Raw genomic sequence first — 16949 nt, forward strand, 5'->3', positions numbered from 1 at the left:
CACGAATAATAAAGTGAGGAGGATTTTTATGTACAGTATTTCATTCCAAGAAGATTCACTCTTGCCTAGAGAAAGACTAGTTAAAGAAGGAGTAGAGGCTCTGAGCAATCAAGAATTACTAGCTATTTTGCTCAGAACGGGAACGCGTCAGGCTAATGTTTTTGAAATCGCTCAGAAAGTCTTGAATAGTTTGACCAGTCTAACCGATCTGAAAAAAATGACCCTGCAGGAATTGCAGAGTCTGTCTGGTATAGGACGGATTAAGGCTATTGAACTACAAGCAGTGATTGAACTGGGGCATCGTATTCATAAACACGAAACCCTTGAGATGGAAAGTATTCTCAGCAGTCAAAAGCTAGCCAAGAAAATGCAACAGGAACTTGGTGATAAAAAACAAGAGCACCTAGTGGCGCTCTATCTCAATACTCAAAATCAAATCATTCATCAGCAAACTATTTTTATCGGCTCTGCGACACGCAGCATCGCTGAACCACGGGAAATCCTTCACTATGCTTTGAAGCATATGGCTACCTCAGTGATTCTCGTTCACAATCATCCATCCGGTGCTGTATCTCCTAGTCGAAATGATGACCATGTCACTAAACTAGTCAAGGAAGCCTGCGAACTGATGGGGATTGTTTTCTTGGACCATTTGATTGTCTCACACTCGGATTACTTTAGTTACCGTGAAAAGACGGATTTGATTTAGAGTTCATTAACAACATAGTCAAACAACGTTTTATCTTTGGGGCGGTTTTCAAAGAGAAATTCAGGATGCCATTGGACGCCGAGAAATGGGATGTCATCTGTCGTTGTGACTGCCTCGATGATCTTATCCTTGGGATCATAGGCCACAACCTTTAAATTTGGAGCCAAATCCTTGATACTCTGATGGTGGAAGGAGTTGATATGAGAGATTTCTCCATAGATTTCTCGGAGAATGGTATCAGGTTGCGTTACGAGGCGTTGGGTCGTGTATTCGGCTGAACAGTCCTGCCAATGATCCTCGATATCTTGGTGTAGCGTGCCTCCCATGGCGACATTGAAAAGTTGAGTACCCCGACAAACAGAGAAAATTGGTTTCTTTTGCTTAATCGCTTCTTTGATAAGTGCTAGTTCAAAAATATCTCTTTGAAGGTGGTAGTCATCACTATCAATAGCCTTTGGTTCACCATAGTATTTTGGATCAACATTTTGCCCACCCGTTAGGATGAGCTTATCAATGATACTGATGTAATAGGCAGCCATTTCTTGATCACCAATCGGTAGGATGATTGGAATTCCGCCAGCGTCCTTGACTCCTTCAATAAAGCCCTTTGCTGCATAGCTCATCATGATGTCATCATCTGGATGAGCTTTTTCATTTCCTGTAATCCCAATAACTGGTTTTTTCATACATGCTTTCGCTTTCTAATCCTCTTTACGCATAAAATAGAGGAGGGTTTGGAGTTCGCTTGTCAAATCGACATACTGAACGACCACATCTTTTGGGAGGTGAAGGTGAACAGGGGAAAAACTGAGAATACCTTTTATACCTGCATCAACCAAAAGATTGGCAACTTCTTGTGATTTAACACTTGGAACTGTTAGGATAGCAGTTTTGACATCTGCTTCTTTGATTTTTTCTTTAATCTGTGAGATACCATAGATTGGAATTCCATCAGGTGTCTGGCTCCCAACTTCTGGATGGTCATCTAGGTCAAAGGCCATGATAATTTTCATCTTGTTACGCTCGTGGAAGCGGTAGTGGAGAAGGGCGTGTCCCATATTTCCGATTCCAACTAACATAACATTTGTAATGGAGTTATCATTTAGGAGATCAGCAAAAAAATTCATCAATTTTTTGACATCGTAACCAAAACCACGACGACCTAGCTCGCCAAAATAGGAAAAATCACGTCGAACTGTAGCAGAATCGATACCAATAGCCTCTGCAATTTGCTTGGAGTTGGCACGTTCGATTTTTTCTGCATGAAACCTCTTGAAAATTCGATAGTAAAGAGAGAGTCTTTTTGCTGTTGCTTTTGGAATAGCAGACTGTTTATCTTTCACAAAATCACAACCTTTCTATTCTTCTATTTTATAGAAACATTGTGAAAAAATCAACAAAAACAAGAAAAAACTAAGAAATTTCTTAGTTTTTATCTGAAAAATGAGCTTGTGATAGAAAACGGTAGAGATCGCCAACCAATCCTTGATAAATCACCTTATCATTCAGCGTTAAGGAGCTGATTAGGAGAGTATCAGGTAGAGTCACACAGCCTGATAGAGATAACATAAGCTCTTCGTAATCCTTATATTCAAGTGTACGTTCTACGTAATAGTTATCTTGATAGGTAAGTCGATACATAGTCAATTATCTTTCTTCTTTAGTGAAGATACCGCGTTCTACTAAACTGTCCATGAGGAAGTAGAATTTCTCCTGATGAATGTGGTGGTCTTCTGATTTAAAGATATTCACCAAACGAAGGCCAGACTTGTCAGTGATATTGAGTTTAGCACCTGTAAGGTCTTTATTGATGATGATTTTTAGCTTGAAACCTTCACCACTGTTAGGTACTTTTTCAAGTAAACGAGTCAGTTCGTAGTTTCCAACTTTTGTTTCAAAGAAAGTATTGTCTTTCAGTGTGAACTTTTTGACAGTTGGGCTAAGTGTGTAGTCGTAGCGGCAGTTTTGTAGTTTAATGGTTTTTTCGAATGCCATTAGATTAATCTCCAATAATATTTTTTAAGGTTTGTGCGAGTTGTTTCAGTTCCTCCTCAGTGTTAAGAGGAGAGAGACTGATACGGACAGATTCTTTCAATCGATGTGAATCTGGTCCATAAAATGCTTCAAGCACATGACTGGTTTGCACAATACCAGCAGTACAAGCTGAACCGGTAGAAATTGAAATTCCTTCAAGGTCTAACCGAAGCAAGAGCAAATCATTTTTTTGACTAGGAAAGCCAATGTTGACAACATAAGGTAGTTGGTGGTTACTTTCATTGAGATAGTAGTCGAGACCTGCAATTTCTTCTAGAAAAGCAGATTTGAGTGCACTTAGTTTTTGGTAATGCTTAGCTTGGTCATTTAAATCCTCTTTGAGAGCAGCGACCATGCCTACAATGGCAGCGAGGTTTTCTGTTCCAGCACGTTTCTTTTGTTCTTGGTCTCCACCGTGAAGGTAGGAATCAAAGTCCGCGGAAGAAGCATAAAGAAAGCCAACTCCTTTTGGTCCATGGAATTTGTGGGCAGAAGCACTGAGGAAATCAATTCCTAATTCCTCAGGATGGATAGGAACTTTTCCGATAGCTTGAACAGCATCAACATGATAAGCAGCGGGATGGTTTTTTAAAATATGTCCAATCTCAGCGATAGGTAAGAGACTCCCTGTTTCATTATTAGCATACATGGTTGAAACGAGGATGGTATCGTCACGTAAAGCTTCTTGAATTTGCTGGGCAGTTATTTCTTGATTTACTGGTTGGATGATAGTTGCTTCAAAACCAAAATGTTGAACCAGATAATCGATAGTCTCAAGCACAGAATGGTGTTCAATAGCTGTAGTAATGATATGTTTTCCACGTTCTTGATGACGGAGACAATAGCCGATAATGGCTGTATTGTTACTTTCTGTACCGCCAGATGTGAAAAAGATATGTTGAGGTTTGGTTCCTAGTAAGTGAGCTAAGTCCTGACGAGCTTCTCGTAAGAGTTTACCAGCCTGCCGACCATGACCATGAATACTAGAAGGATTACCATGAGTTTCTTTCATGACCTTGGTCATTTCTGCAATAGCTACTGCTGACATAGGAGTCGTTGCAGCATTGTCCAAATAAATCAAAGAATCACCTTATTTCTTTTTGTTGTAAGCAAAGAGTGGGCTGACTGGTTTTCTTTCATGGATGCGGACGATAGCATCTCCGATTAATTCGCTAGCAGTAATGTAGCATACATTTTCTGGAGTTCTTTCTTTGGTCGCTACGGAGTCTGTCACAAGGATTTCCTTGATGTTTGTAGCATCAAGAAGATCTGCTGCCCCTTCAACAAATAAACCGTGACTAGATACTGCATAAATCTCAGTTGCGCCTTCACGTTCAACGATTTTGGCTGCTTCAGAGAAAGTACGACCAGTATTTAGGATATCGTCAATCAAGATAGCCTTTTTGCCTTCAACATCCCCAATGATATAGCCTTCGTTACGATCAGAATCGTCTTGGGCGTAGTCAATGATAGCGATAGGAGCATCAAGATATTCAGCCAAACTACGTGCACGTTTAACACCAGAGTTCTTTGGACTGACAACAACAACATCAGAACCAAGAAGCCCTTTATCACAGTAGTGCTTAGCAAATAGAGGAACAGTATAAAGATTATCTACAGGAATATCAAAGAAACCTTGGACCTGAACAGCGTGGAGGTCCAGCGTTAGAACACGGCTTACACCAGCTTTGACAAGCATATTGGCAACCAGTTTCGCAGTGAGGGGTTCGCGAGAAGAAGCGATACGATCCTGACGCGCATAACCAAAGTAAGGAAGGACAACGTTGATACTATGTGCACTTGCGCGTACACAAGCGTCAACCATGATCAACAACTCCATCAAGTGGTTGCTAACAGGGTAGCTGGTTGACTGGATGATGTAGACATCGTAACCACGGACACTTTCTTCAATGTTGACCTGGATTTCGCCGTCAGAAAATTGTCGAGAGGATAATTTCCCGAGAGGTACACCAACTGTATCCGCAATCTTTTGAGCGATTTCATGATTAGAGTTTAGGGTGAAAAGTTTCATGTTGTTTCTATCTGACATTATAGACCGTCCTCTGTAAACTTTGCGAATCTTCTTTGAGAAACCTTTGTTTTTCAAAGCCAGATTCTTTTATTTTTATCTTTTCTATTTTACCAAAAAAAGGAGATTATTTCAGCTTTTTTTCATGCTTTTAATAAAACGAATTAATTTTGATGGAGCTTTCTGATAAGTAATCTGATTTTCATCTAAAAATCTCTTAAAATCAGCTTTCCCTTTTTCATGGTCGGTGACTTCAAGCTCGAGTTCATAGTCCGTCTGATCAAAGTAGTGACTTTCATCTAAGGCCATTAAGCCAATATCAGTTTTCATTTCATAACGAAGGGTTGAAAGACAGCCTAGGACAAGCCAGTCATGACTTTCGATGCCAATCTTAGCGAGCTTCTCTAGAACGAGCCCTTGAGGTAGTTTTTGCTTTTCTAGATATGATTCAGCTTCTGGAAGAGTTAGTTTCTGGTTGTATTCCATATTTCCTACAGTTTGAGGTACTTTCAAGGTTAACTCCGCCCAATCTGAAAAGGTGCGAATGCGCATGGCAACCTTCTTTTCGCGCAATTGGAAATCTGGCGTATCAATGTAGTAGTTTTTCTGAAGGACGGGTTGGATATGGGAAAACTGTTTTTTTAGATGCTCATAGTCCTCTTTTTTCAGAAGTGTTTTCAATTCTATTTCTAAATGTTTCATTTTTTCAACCTTTTCTATATCTTTGAAAGCGATTTATGGTATAATGGACAATGTATTTATTGTATACGAATGTACTGAAAAAATCAAAGATTTTCGACAGAGCAATCAAACATTACAAGGGAGAAAGTATGACCATAGAATGGGAAGAATTTTTAGATCCTTACATTCAGGCTGTTGGTGAGTTGAAGATTAAACTTCGAGGAATTCGCAAACAGTATCGTAAGCAAAATAAGCATTCTCCGATTGAGTTTGTAACGGGTCGTGTCAAACCAATTGAAAGTATCAAAGAAAAAATGGCTCGTCGAGGAATTACTTATGCAAGTCTAGAACATGATCTGCAAGACATTGCGGGTTTACGTGTCATGGTTCAGTTTGTTGATGACGTTAAAGAAGTAGTTGAGATTCTACGTAAACGCCAAGATATGAGAATCGTTCAGGAACGAGACTATATCACTCATCGTAAGGCTTCGGGTTATCGTTCTTATCACGTGGTTGTTGAGTACACGGTTGATACGATCAACGGGGCGAAGACGATTTTGGCGGAGATTCAAATACGGACTTTGGCCATGAATTTCTGGGCTACGATTGAACACTCGCTCAATTATAAGTATCAGGGCGATTTTCCAGAAGAAATCAGGAAAAGACTGGAAATTACGGCGAAAATAGCTTATCAACTGGATGAAGAAATGGGTAAGATTCGTGACGATATCCAGGAAGCGCAGGCTCTCTTTGATCCATTGAGCAGAAAATTAAACGATGGTGTAGGAAATAGTGACGATACAGATGAAGAATACAGGTAAACGAGTTGACCTCATAGCAAATAGAAAACCTCAGAGCCAGAAGGTTTTGCATGAACTGAGGGAAAAACTAAAGAAACAACATTTTATACTGAACGATACCAATCCCGACATCGTGATTTCGATTGGTGGTGACGGGATGCTTTTGTCTGCCTTTCACAAGTACGAGAATCAGTTAGACAAAGTTCGGTTTGTAGGTGTTCATACAGGGCATTTGGGATTTTACACAGATTATCGTGATTTTGAGCTGGATCAGTTGGTGACCAATCTTTTACTAGATACTGGTGCCAAAGTTTCTTATCCTGTTTTGAATGTCAAGGTAACGCTTGAAAATGGAGAAGTGAAAATCTTCCGAGCCTTAAATGAAGCTAGTATCCGTCGATCAGACCGGACCATGGTTGCGGATATCATCATTAACCACGTTCCGTTCGAGAGATTTCGTGGAGATGGAGTGACTGTTTCAACGCCGACGGGAAGTACTGCCTACAACAAGTCCTTGGGTGGAGCTGTCTTGCATCCTACTATTGAAGCCTTGCAGTTGACGGAAATAGCGAGTCTTAACAACCGAGTCTATCGCACGTTGGGATCATCGATCATTATTCCCAAAAAAGATAAGATTGAGCTCCTGCCAACACGCAATGATTACCACACAATATCAGTCGATAACAGCGTCTATTCTTTCCGTAATATCGAACGGATTGAGTATCAAATTGATTATCACAAGATTCACTTCGTAGCGACTCCAAGCCACACTAGTTTCTGGAATCGTGTTAAAGATGCCTTCATCGGCGAGGTGGATGAATGAGGTTCGAATTTATCGTAGATGAGCACGTCAAAGTCAAGACCTTCCTCAAGAAACATGAGGTTTCTAAGGGACTTTTGGCTAAGATTAAGTTTCGAGGCGGGGCTATACTGGTCAATGACCAACCTCAAAATGCGACTTATCTCTTAGATATTGGAGACAGGGTGACTATTGACATTCCAGCAGAGGAAGGATTTGAAACCTTGGAGGCCATCGATCGTCCACTGGATATTCTCTATGAGGATGACCATTTTCTAGTTTTGAACAAGCCTTATGGAATAGCTTCCATCCCCAGTGTCAATCATTCCAATACCATTGCCAATTTTATCAAGGGCTACTATGTCAAGCAAAACTATGAAAACCAGCAAGTTCACATCGTGACTAGGCTTGATAGAGATACATCTGGTTTGATGCTTTTTGCCAAGCACGGCTACGCTCATGCACGTTTAGACAAGCAACTGCAGCGAAAGTCTATAGAGAAACGCTACTTTGCTTTGATTAAAGGAGCTGGTGTTTTGGAGCCTGAAGGGGAGATTATTGCCCCGATTGCGCGTGATGAAGATTCCATTATCACGAGACGGGTTGCCAAAGGTGGGAAATACGCTCATACGTCTTACAAAGTTGTAGCGTCTTATGGAAATATTCACCTAGTTGATATTCGCCTGCATACTGGGCGAACCCACCAAATCCGAGTGCATTTTTCTCATATTGGTTTTCCTTTGTTGGGAGACGATCTCTATGGAGGCGGCCTAGACGATGGGATTCAACGCCAGGCCTTGCATTGTCATTATTTATCTTTTTATCATCCCTTTCTAGAGCAAGATTTGCAACTAGAAAGCCCCTTACCGGATGATTTCAGCAATCTTATTACTCAGTTATCAACTAATACTCTTTAAAATCTATTTGGAGTATAATTTATTTTCTTAAAGGAGAAAACTCATGGAAGTTTTTGAAAATCTCAAAGCCAACCTAGTTGGCAAAAATGCTCGTATTGTTCTCCCTGAAGGGGAAGAACCTCGTATTCTTCAGGCAACAAAACGCTTGGTAAAAGAAACAGAAGTTGTTCCTGTTTTGCTTGGGAACCCAGAAAAAATCAAAATTTATCTTGAAATCGAAGGGATCATGGATGGTTATGAAGTAATTGATCCCCAACACTATCCTCAATTTGAAGAAATGGTTGCTGCCTTGGTAGAGCGTCGTAAGGGCAAAATGACTGAAGAAGAAGCGCGCAAAGTTTTGGTTGAAGATGTCAACTACTTTGGTGTGATGCTAGTATACTTGGGATTGGTTGACGGTATGGTGTCAGGAGCTATTCACTCAACTGCCTCAACAGTTCGCCCAGCCCTACAAATCATTAAAACTCGTCCAAACGTTACTCGTACGTCAGGTGCCTTCCTCATGGTTCGTGGTACGGAACGTTACCTATTTGGTGACTGTGCCATTAATATCAATCCAGATGCAGAAGCCTTGGCTGAAATTGCGATCAATTCAGCAATCACTGCTAAGATGTTTGGTATTGAACCTAAAATTGCTATGCTAAGCTATTCCACTAAAGGTTCAGGCTTTGGTGAAAGTGTTGACAAGGTAGTGGAAGCAACTAAAATTGCTCACGACTTGCGTCCTGACCTTGAGATTGATGGTGAGTTACAATTTGACGCTGCCTTTGTTCCTGAAACTGCAGCTCTTAAAGCTCCAGGAAGTACGGTAGCTGGTCAAGCAAATGTCTTTATCTTCCCAGGTATCGAAGCCGGAAATATTGGGTATAAGATGGCAGAACGTCTCGGTGGTTTTGCGGCTGTCGGACCTGTTTTGCAAGGTTTGAACAAACCGGTTAACGACCTTTCTCGTGGATGTAATGCAGATGATGTGTACAAGTTGACCCTTATCACTGCAGCCCAAGCAGTTCATCAATAAGATTTAATCCTCTTTCCCTTGGGAAGAGGCTTTTTAGTACTGAGAAAAGGACAGTTAGAAGCTTCTATGTTATACTAGATATATGTTAGATTTGAAAGAATACGGTATCGTCATGTGGCCAGAGGAGAAGATCATTTCTTTTCGTGAGAAACTCCTTAATTGGTATGATGAAAACAAGCGAGATTTACCTTGGCGGAGAAGTAAAAATCCTTATCACATCTGGGTATCTGAAATCATGCTCCAGCAGACTAGAGTGGATACAGTTATTCCATACTACGAACGATTCTTGGACTGGTTTCCAACTGTTGAAAGTCTGGCGAATGCCCCTGAAGAGCGTCTGCTGAAGGCTTGGGAGGGATTAGGCTATTATTCTCGAGTACGCAATATGCAGGCTGCAGCGCAGCAGATTATGGCTGACTTTGGGGGTCAATTTCCAAACACCTATGAAGGCATTTCTAGTTTAAAAGGGATTGGCCCTTACACGGCAGGAGCCATATCCAGTATTGCTTTTAACTTGCCCGAGCCAGCGGTCGATGGTAATGTCATGCGAGTTTTGGCACGTCTGTTCGAAGTCAACCACGATATTGGCATTCCAAGTAATCGCAAAATTTTTCAGGCAATGATGGAAATCTTGATTGACCCGAAACGACCAGGTGACTTTAACCAAGCTCTGATGGATTTAGGGTCTGACATAGAGGCTCCAGTTAACCCTCGACCAGAAGAAAGCCCTGTTAAGGACTTTAGCGCAGCCTATCAGAATGGCACCATGGGTTGTTATCCGATTAAAGAACCCAAGAAAAAGCCTCTCCCAATTTATCTCAAGGCTTTAGTTGTACGCAATGACCGTGGTCAATATCTACTTGAGAAAAATGAAAGCGAGAAACTACTAGCCGGTTTTTGGCATTTCCCCTTGATCGAAGTTGATGATTTCTCAAGTGATGACGATCAGCTAGATCTCTTTTCTCAAGTCACAGAGGAAAGCAGAGCATTTGGACCAAGTCCTCAAGAAAACTTTGAGCAGGATTATGATTTAGAAGTGAATTGGTCCCAGCAAGTATTTGACCAAGTCAAGCATGTATTTAGTCATCGGAAATGGCACATTCAAATCCTAGCTGGTCAGGTGACAGAAACAAAACAGTTTTCAGACAAAGAAATTCGCTGGGTTTCTCCTCAGGAGTTTTCTGATTATCCACTTGCGAAACCTCAACAAAAAATTTGGCAGGCTTATAAAACAGCTCTTGAAGATGAAGGCCTACAGTAGCCATTTGTGCCTTCTTTACATTTTTTTGTTATAATAGATAAAGAAAAGGTGATAAAATGAAAAAAATATTAATTGTAGATGATGAGAAACCAATCTCGGATATTATTAAGTTTAATATGACCAAGGAAGGTTATGAAGTTGTTACAGCCTTCAATGGTCGTGAAGCAATTGAGCTATTTGAAGCAGAGCAACCAGATATTATTATTCTAGACTTGATGCTCCCTGAAATTGATGGTTTAGAAGTTGCTAAAGCTATTCGTAAGACTAGTAGCGTGCCGATTATCATGCTATCAGCTAAGGATAGCGAGTTTGACAAGGTTATTGGTTTAGAGTTAGGTGCAGATGATTATGTTACAAAACCTTTCTCAAACCGTGAGTTGCAAGCACGTGTCAAGGCTCTGCTTCGTCGTACAGACCTAGTTTCTGTGGATAGCCAAGAGTCTGATGAGAAGAAGACGCAGCCCTTACAAATTGGTGATTTGGAAATCGTTCCAGATGCTTACGTGGCTAAGAAATATGGTGAGGAATTAGATTTGACCCACCGTGAGTTTGAACTCTTGTATCACTTGGCATCTCATATTGGACAAGTGATTACGCGTGAACACTTGCTTGAGACTGTTTGGGGGTATGACTATTTTGGCGATGTTCGTACAGTGGACGTGACTATCCGACGTTTGCGTGAAAAAATTGAAGACACACCAAGCCGTCCAGAGTATATCCTCACACGTCGTGGTGTTGGATACTATATGAGAAATAATGATTGAAGATATTAGACAAACTATTCTGACCAGCGATTTTATCTTTATTCTGATTTTACTTGGCTTTATCCTGGTGGTGACCTTGCTGTTACTGGAAAATCGTCGGGATAATATCCGTCTGAAGGAGATAAATCAAAAGGTTAAGGACTTGATTGCAGGTGATTATTCTCAAATTTTGGACTTGCAAGGAAGTACAGAAATCACCAATATCACCAATAATCTGAACGATTTGTCAGAAGTTATTCGTTTGACCCAAGAAAATCTGGAACAAGAGAGTAAACGATTGAACAGTATTCTTTCTTACATGACAGATGGCGTTCTTGCGACCAATCGCCGTGGCCAGATTACTATGATCAACGATATGGCCAAGAAACAGCTCGGTGTACAGAAAGAAGATGTTCTGAATAAAAGCATCCTCGAATTACTAAAGATAGAAGATGAGTATGAGCTGCGTGACCTGATTACACAGATTCCTGAGTTGACGATTGACTCCCAGGATGTAAATGGGGAATACCTAAGCCTTCGTGTACGTTTTGCTCTGGTTCGTCGTGAGTCAGGTTTCATCTCTGGTTTGGTTGCCGTTTTACATGATACGACCGAGCAGGAGAAGGAAGAGCGTGAGCGAAGACTCTTTGTTTCGAACGTGAGCCATGAGTTGAGAACTCCTTTGACCAGTGTTAAATCTTATCTTGAAGCCTTGGACGAGGGAGCCCTGTATGATCCTGTTGCTCCTGATTTTATCAAGGTTTCACTCGATGAAACCAACCGTATGATGCGGATGGTGACAGATCTCTTGCATCTCTCTCGTATTGATAATACGACAAGTCAGCTAGATGTGGAATTGATTAATTTTACAGCATTCATCACCTTTATTCTCAACCGATTTGATAAGATGAGAAGTCAGGATGACGAGAAAAAATATGAACTTGTTAGAGATTACCCTATTAATTCAGTTTGGATCGAGATTGATACCGATAAGATGACTCAGGTGATTGATAATATTCTTAACAATGCCATCAAGTACTCACCAGATGGTGGGAAAATCACTGTTAGCATGAAGACCACTGATGACCAGATGATTTTATCCATCAAAGACCAAGGTCTAGGTATTCCAAAGCAAGATTTGCCGAAGATCTTTGACCGCTTCTACCGTGTGGATCGTGCAAGAAGTCGGGCTCAAGGTGGAACTGGTCTAGGTCTGGCTATCGCAAAAGAAATCATCAAACAACACAATGGCTTTATATGGGCCAAAAGTGAATACGGTAAGGGCTCAACCTTTACAATAGTGCTCCCTTATGATAAGGATGCCGTAAAAGAAGAAATATGGGAGGACGAAATAGAAGACTAGAATGAGTGAAATAGGCTTTAAATACAGTATTTTAGCATCAGGTTCCAGTGGAAATTCCTTTTATCTGGAAACCCCAAAAAAGAGAATCCTAGTAGATGCGGGCTTGTCTGGTAAGAAAATTACAAGTCTGCTAGCTGAAATCAATCGCAAACCTGAAGATCTGGATGCGATTTTGATTACGCATGAGCATTCAGACCATATCCATGGGGTCGGTGTCTTGGCTCGCAAATATGGTATGGATCTTTACGCCAATGAAAAGACCTGGCAGGCTATGGAGAATAGTAAGTATCTTGGCAAGGTAGACTCTTCGCAAAAGCATATCTTTGAAATGGGTAAAACCAAAACCTTTGGTGATATCGACATTGAGAGTTTTGGTGTTAGCCATGATGCGGCAGCACCACAGTTTTACCGATTTATGAAAGACGACAAGAGCTTCGTCATGCTGACCGATACAGGTTATGTAAGTGACCGTATGGCAGGAATTGTCGAGAATGCGGACGGCTACCTCATCGAGTCCAACCACGACGTGGAAATCTTACGAGCTGGATCTTATGCTTGGCGACTCAAACAGCGAATTCTATCGGATCTCGGTCACCTTTCTAACGAAGACGGAGCTGAGGCCATGATTCGTGCAATGGGAAATCGGACTAAGAAAATCTATCTTGGGCATTTGTCCAAAGAGAACAATATCAAGGAGCTGGCTCATATGACTATGGTCAACCAGCTAGCCCAAGCGGATCTGGGAGTTGGAGTAGACTTTAAGGTTTATGATACCTCACCAGATACTGCAACACCATTAACAGATATATAAAAAGAAGGCGGGTACCTTCTTTTTTATATATCTTTTACAATCCAGCAAATTCCTTGATTTCTTGTGCTGACATGGAAGAGTCGCAACGGACTTTGATTTGTCCATCCGCAATGTGAACAAATCCTGGTACGGTTGGGATTCCATAACGTGAGCGGAATTCTTGCAATTCATTGAGTTGGCTTGGTTCTTCACTGTTGATGAAGTAGATGTGGGCTTTAGTTTCAGCTACGACACCTGCCAATGTGCCAGCAAATTTACGGCAGTAAGGGCAAGTTTTACGGCCAATAAAGAAGGTTGCTGTTTCTTTATTATCGAGTGCTTCTTGTGCACGCGCAACTGTAGTGACTTCAAGGTCTTTGATGTTTTCTAAAAATTGTTCCATGAGATTACCTCGCTTTCATTGATAAGTCTAGTATGCCATAAAGTTTCTAAAAATGCTTAGATTTGATACGAAAAAAGATGAGATTGGTTGGTCTCATCTTTTATAGATTTTTATTTTACAAACGCATTGATTTCTGCTTCGATGTTGGCAATCTTAGCTTGTGAATCTTCATTACTTTCACCCACAACGGCAATGTAGAATTTGATTTTTGGTTCTGTACCTGAAGGGCGAACTGCAATCCATGAACCGTCAGCAAGTGTGTATTTCAAAACATCACTTGGAGGAGTTGTCAAGTTTGTAACAGTACCGTCAGCAGCAGTAGCAGTTTGAGCCTTGAAGTCTTCTACGACAGTGATAGCTGTTGTGTTCCATTCTTTTGGAGCATTGTTACGGAACTTAGCCATAATGGCTTTGATTTGTTCAGCACCATCAACACCAGAAAGGGTAACAGAGATGGTCTTTTCAGCGTAGTAGCCGTATTCTTTGTAGATTTCTTCGATACCGTCAGCAAGTGTCAAACCACGTGAACGGTAGTAGGCAGCAAGTTCAGCAACGACAAGAACAGCTTGAATAGCATCTTTATCACGTACGAATGGTTTAATCAAGTAACCGAAGCTTTCTTCAAATCCCATCATGTAAGTGTGATTGTGTTTTTCTTCAAATTCTTGAATTTTTTCAGCGATAAATTTAAAACCTGTCAAAACGTTGAACATGGTTGCGCCGTAGCTTTCAGCAATCTTCGTTACCAAGTCAGTTGATACAATTGATTTGCAAAGGGCTGCATTTTCAGGAAGAGTTCCAGCATTTTTGTGGGCTTCCAAGATGTATTTAGCCATGATAGCGCCGATTTGGTTACCTGAAAGGTTAAGGTAGCTACCATCTTTTTGAAGAACTTCAACACCAACACGGTCAGCGTCAGGGTCAGTTGCAACAAGAACGTCTGCACCAACTTGACGACCAAGTTCTTCAGCAAGGGCAAAGGCTGCTTGGCTTTCTGGGTTTGGAGATTTTACAGTTGAGAAATCTGGGTCAGCAGTTGCTTGCGCTTCAACAACTTGAACTGAGTCAAATCCTGCTTGGGCAAGAGCACGACGAGCCAACATTTCACCAGTACCATGAAGTGGTGTGTAGACAATCTTCATGTCTTTACCGAATTCTTCAATCAAGGTTGGGTTGATGTTTACGCCCTTAACCTCTTTAAGGTATTCTGCATCAACAGCTTCGCCAATGACTTCAATCAAGCCAGAAGCTTTTTCAGCTTCAACATCAGCAACTTCCACAGCGAATGGATTTTCGATAGCACGAATATAAGTAGTCAAAGCGTCTGCATCATGTGGAGGCATTTGTCCACCGTCTTCTCCATAAACTTTATAACCGTTAAATGGAGCTGGGTTGTGGCTAGCGGTAATCATGATACCTGCAAAACAGTTGAGGTGACGAACAGCGAATGAAAGTTCTGGAGTTGGACGAAGGCTTTCAAATACATAAGATTTGATACCATGTTTTGCAAGAACTGCAGCAGATTCAAAGGCAAACTCAGGTGAGAAGTGACGGCTATCGTAGGCAATCGCAACACCACGTTCTTTTTCATTTCCACCTTTTGACTCAATCAAACGAGCCAAACCTTCAGTTGCTTGACGAACAACATAGATATTGATACGATTTGTACCAGCACCAATCAGACCACGCATACCCGCAGTACCAAATTCAAGATTGGTATAAAAGGCATCTTCCTTCGTTTTTTCGTCCATGTTTTCTAAATCTTGGCGAAGGTAGTCTGGAAGGTCAGCAAAATCGACCCATTTTTGATAATTTTCTTGGTAAGTCATAGTGTGTCTCCTTTGTTTATTTGCTTTAATCGCTTTCATTATATCACGATTTGACATTTTAGTAAAACGTTAGCATAACTTAAAATGTAGGAAATTTACTTTTGCTTTTTAGCAGTTAAATGGTGAGTACTGTGCTTACTTATACTAAGTTAGCGATGAAAATTAATTATTAGATTCTTTATAAATTGAAAGTTTATAATTCATTTTGTAGGTTTGTTGAAGAAAAAAATCAAAAATATTCTTATATTCTATTTATTTTACAAAGAATCCTTTAATGTATCAAATGAACATATAGAAAAATTTAATGTAAAACTCTATAAATTTAAGATATTTTGAAAATATCTGGTTTCTGTTTTGAATTTTATAGTGCGTATGGTAAAATATAGTAAATCATTAAAGGAGAATCCATTATGAAAAAAATTCTTAAGCATTCTGCTTTGCTTTTATCAGCTTTAGCACTTGTTGCCTGTGGAGCTTCTAAAAAAGCAAGCGACAATGGTACTGCCTCGAACTCAAACTTTGAAGTTTCTGTCAAAGACGGTATGTTTGTATTACCTAAAGACGAAGATTCGTCTTCAAGCTACCTTGCACTCCAAGTCGAAATCAAGAATAATCGTGATAAACAGTTTAGTTTTACTAGCCAAGATATTACGCTTTATAATGAAAAAGATGAAAAATTACAACCAATTCAAATCTACGAAAGCGACAGTAAAACCAAGTTTATGTCATATGGAGACAGTCTTTCTAAAGGAAAGAGCGTTGCTGGTTATGTAGTGTATGAAGTCGATAAGAATGCTAAGTATGAACTTCACTTCGCACCTAGCTTTTATGATGACATCAAAGAAAATTCTAAAAAGAATAACGATGTAGCTATTAAGGTTGATCCAAGTCAATATGAAGACAATATTGATGAAGCAAAAGATGTAATGAAAAAATATGTCGATGCTGTTTACCTCAATGGGGAAAGTTCTGGTGGTGGAACGAACCTAAGTGCTACTGATAATAAGTCGCAAGTTGTTGCGCTTGCTGATGATAAAAAGTCTTCTGATGACAGCGCTGAGTTCACAAACGATGCGAAAGCTGATAAAGAAGAGTTTATCAAGAAATTTACAGAGTCATTCGGAAAAGGCTTCTATAACTACAAACCGTCTGATTCAGAACTTAGAACATTTGCAGATGCCTACATCAAAGCAAATGCTAAGAGAGCAAAAGTTGATTACAAGGTGAAGACATATTTGCCAGATTATGCTGTTGTATATGTTAGACCAGAAACAATTGACTTGGATAATTTGAATGTTCATGAATTGAGCCGTAAATTCTACGAAGAAAACAAAGGTAAATATAGCAACTACTCAGAAGCTATGAAAGCTGGTGAGAAGTACATTTTAGAAAATGCACCAAGTCAATTTGATTCAACTCCTCTAGATACAAGCGATAACATGAAAAAAGAGGGTTATGAAATTAAAATGGCTAAGAAAGATGGTAAATGGACCATCGATACCTCTTCTAAAAACTACGACTTAAAAGATATGGCTCGCACATTCCGTGGAGGCATTGGATACTAAGATGAAAG

Annotated in this window: 19 protein-coding genes; 10 read left to right on the forward strand and 9 right to left on the reverse strand. The window is 40.3% G+C overall.

Annotation, left to right across the window (positions count from 1 at the left end; genetic code table 11):
* Window positions 1-28: 28 nt before the first annotated feature.
* A complete protein-coding gene (gene radC / locus NML69_RS06130) occupies window positions 29-709 on the forward strand; it encodes a DNA repair protein RadC (RefSeq protein ID WP_000286942.1) in 681 nt (226 codons plus the stop codon).
* Here radC and NML69_RS06135 read toward each other — a convergent pair.
* The 7 genes from NML69_RS06135 to NML69_RS06165 form a co-directional block, all read right to left on the reverse strand.
* The gene (locus tag NML69_RS06135) at window positions 706-1395 is read right to left on the reverse strand and encodes a gamma-glutamyl-gamma-aminobutyrate hydrolase family protein (protein WP_254725703.1); all 690 of its coding nucleotides are present in this window, start codon (window positions 1393-1395) and stop codon (window positions 706-708) included. The genes radC and NML69_RS06135 overlap by 4 nt on opposite strands.
* 15 nt (window positions 1396-1410) lie before the next feature.
* Window positions 1411-2052 carry a redox-sensing transcriptional repressor Rex gene (locus tag NML69_RS06140; protein WP_000653409.1) on the reverse strand — a complete coding sequence of 214 codons (642 nt, stop codon included), beginning with the start codon at window positions 2050-2052 and terminating at the stop codon, window positions 1411-1413.
* Window positions 2053-2134: 82 nt separating this feature from the next.
* Window positions 2135-2350: a DUF4649 family protein gene (locus NML69_RS06145; protein ID WP_254725707.1), complete on the reverse strand. Its 216-nt coding sequence runs from the start codon at window positions 2348-2350 to the stop codon at window positions 2135-2137.
* 6 nt (window positions 2351-2356) lie between these two features.
* On the reverse strand, window positions 2357-2704 hold the full coding sequence (locus NML69_RS06150; protein ID WP_000863526.1) for a DUF1831 domain-containing protein: 348 nt from the start codon (window positions 2702-2704) through the stop codon (window positions 2357-2359).
* A 4-nt stretch (window positions 2705-2708) separates the two neighbouring features.
* Window positions 2709-3824: a cysteine desulfurase family protein gene (locus NML69_RS06155; RefSeq protein WP_254725710.1), complete on the reverse strand. Its 1116-nt coding sequence runs from the start codon at window positions 3822-3824 to the stop codon at window positions 2709-2711.
* Between the two features lie 9 nt (window positions 3825-3833).
* A complete protein-coding gene (locus NML69_RS06160; RefSeq protein ID WP_001283843.1) occupies window positions 3834-4793 on the reverse strand; it encodes a ribose-phosphate diphosphokinase in 960 nt (319 codons plus the stop codon).
* 111 nt (window positions 4794-4904) lie between these two features.
* Window positions 4905-5474: a CYTH domain-containing protein gene (locus NML69_RS06165; RefSeq protein ID WP_254725713.1), complete on the reverse strand. Its 570-nt coding sequence runs from the start codon at window positions 5472-5474 to the stop codon at window positions 4905-4907.
* Between the two features lie 128 nt (window positions 5475-5602).
* On the opposite strand from NML69_RS06165, the gene NML69_RS06170 reads away from it, so the two are divergent.
* The 8 genes from NML69_RS06170 (at window position 5603) to NML69_RS06205 (ending at window position 13165) form a co-directional block, all read left to right on the forward strand.
* Window positions 5603-6274, forward strand: coding sequence for a GTP pyrophosphokinase family protein (locus tag NML69_RS06170; protein WP_000151553.1), 672 nt, complete (start codon window positions 5603-5605; stop codon window positions 6272-6274).
* A complete protein-coding gene (locus NML69_RS06175; protein WP_254725715.1) occupies window positions 6258-7076 on the forward strand; it encodes an NAD kinase in 819 nt (272 codons plus the stop codon). Before NML69_RS06170 ends, NML69_RS06175 begins: the two co-directional genes overlap by 17 nt.
* Window positions 7073-7969 (forward strand): RluA family pseudouridine synthase, encoded by an 897-nt coding sequence (locus tag NML69_RS06180; protein ID WP_254725718.1) that lies wholly within the window; start codon window positions 7073-7075, stop codon window positions 7967-7969. Before NML69_RS06175 ends, NML69_RS06180 begins: the two co-directional genes overlap by 4 nt.
* Before the next feature lie 43 nt (window positions 7970-8012).
* Complete coding sequence (gene pta, locus NML69_RS06185) at window positions 8013-8987, forward strand: phosphate acetyltransferase (RefSeq protein ID WP_254725720.1); 975 nt, start codon at window positions 8013-8015, stop codon at window positions 8985-8987.
* An 82-nt stretch (window positions 8988-9069) separates the two neighbouring features.
* Window positions 9070-10248 carry an A/G-specific adenine glycosylase gene (mutY, locus tag NML69_RS06190; RefSeq protein ID WP_254725722.1) on the forward strand — a complete coding sequence of 393 codons (1179 nt, stop codon included), beginning with the start codon at window positions 9070-9072 and terminating at the stop codon, window positions 10246-10248.
* Window positions 10249-10304: 56 nt separating this feature from the next.
* The gene (gene yycF / locus NML69_RS06195; protein ID WP_220106883.1) at window positions 10305-11012 is read left to right on the forward strand and encodes a response regulator YycF; all 708 of its coding nucleotides are present in this window, start codon (window positions 10305-10307) and stop codon (window positions 11010-11012) included.
* Window positions 11005-12354 (forward strand): cell wall metabolism sensor histidine kinase VicK, encoded by a 1350-nt coding sequence (gene vicK / locus NML69_RS06200; protein WP_254725725.1) that lies wholly within the window; start codon window positions 11005-11007, stop codon window positions 12352-12354. Before yycF ends, vicK begins: the two co-directional genes overlap by 8 nt.
* A 1-nt stretch (window position 12355) precedes the next feature.
* Entirely contained in the window at window positions 12356-13165 is an 810-nt protein-coding gene (locus NML69_RS06205) for an MBL fold metallo-hydrolase (protein WP_254725728.1), read from the forward strand.
* 34 nt (window positions 13166-13199) lie between these two features.
* On the opposite strand, the gene NML69_RS06210 is transcribed toward NML69_RS06205, so the two are convergent.
* Together NML69_RS06210 and NML69_RS06215 are read right to left on the reverse strand one after the other, a co-directional pair.
* Window positions 13200-13547, reverse strand: a complete 348-nt coding sequence (locus NML69_RS06210) for a thioredoxin (RefSeq protein ID WP_254725731.1) — start codon at window positions 13545-13547, stop codon at window positions 13200-13202.
* A gap of 110 nt (window positions 13548-13657) precedes the next feature.
* A complete protein-coding gene (locus NML69_RS06215) occupies window positions 13658-15376 on the reverse strand; it encodes a phospho-sugar mutase (RefSeq protein WP_254725734.1) in 1719 nt (572 codons plus the stop codon).
* Window positions 15377-15786: 410 nt separating this feature from the next.
* Between NML69_RS06215 and NML69_RS06220 the strand changes: the two genes are divergently transcribed.
* Complete coding sequence (locus NML69_RS06220) at window positions 15787-16941, forward strand: DUF4352 domain-containing protein (RefSeq protein ID WP_254725737.1); 1155 nt, start codon at window positions 15787-15789, stop codon at window positions 16939-16941.
* The last annotated feature ends 8 nt before the right edge of the window (window positions 16942-16949 follow it).

It is taken from the genome of Streptococcus sp. CF8-6 (assembly GCF_024295845.1).
Taxonomy (GTDB): domain Bacteria; phylum Bacillota; class Bacilli; order Lactobacillales; family Streptococcaceae; genus Streptococcus; species Streptococcus oralis_BO.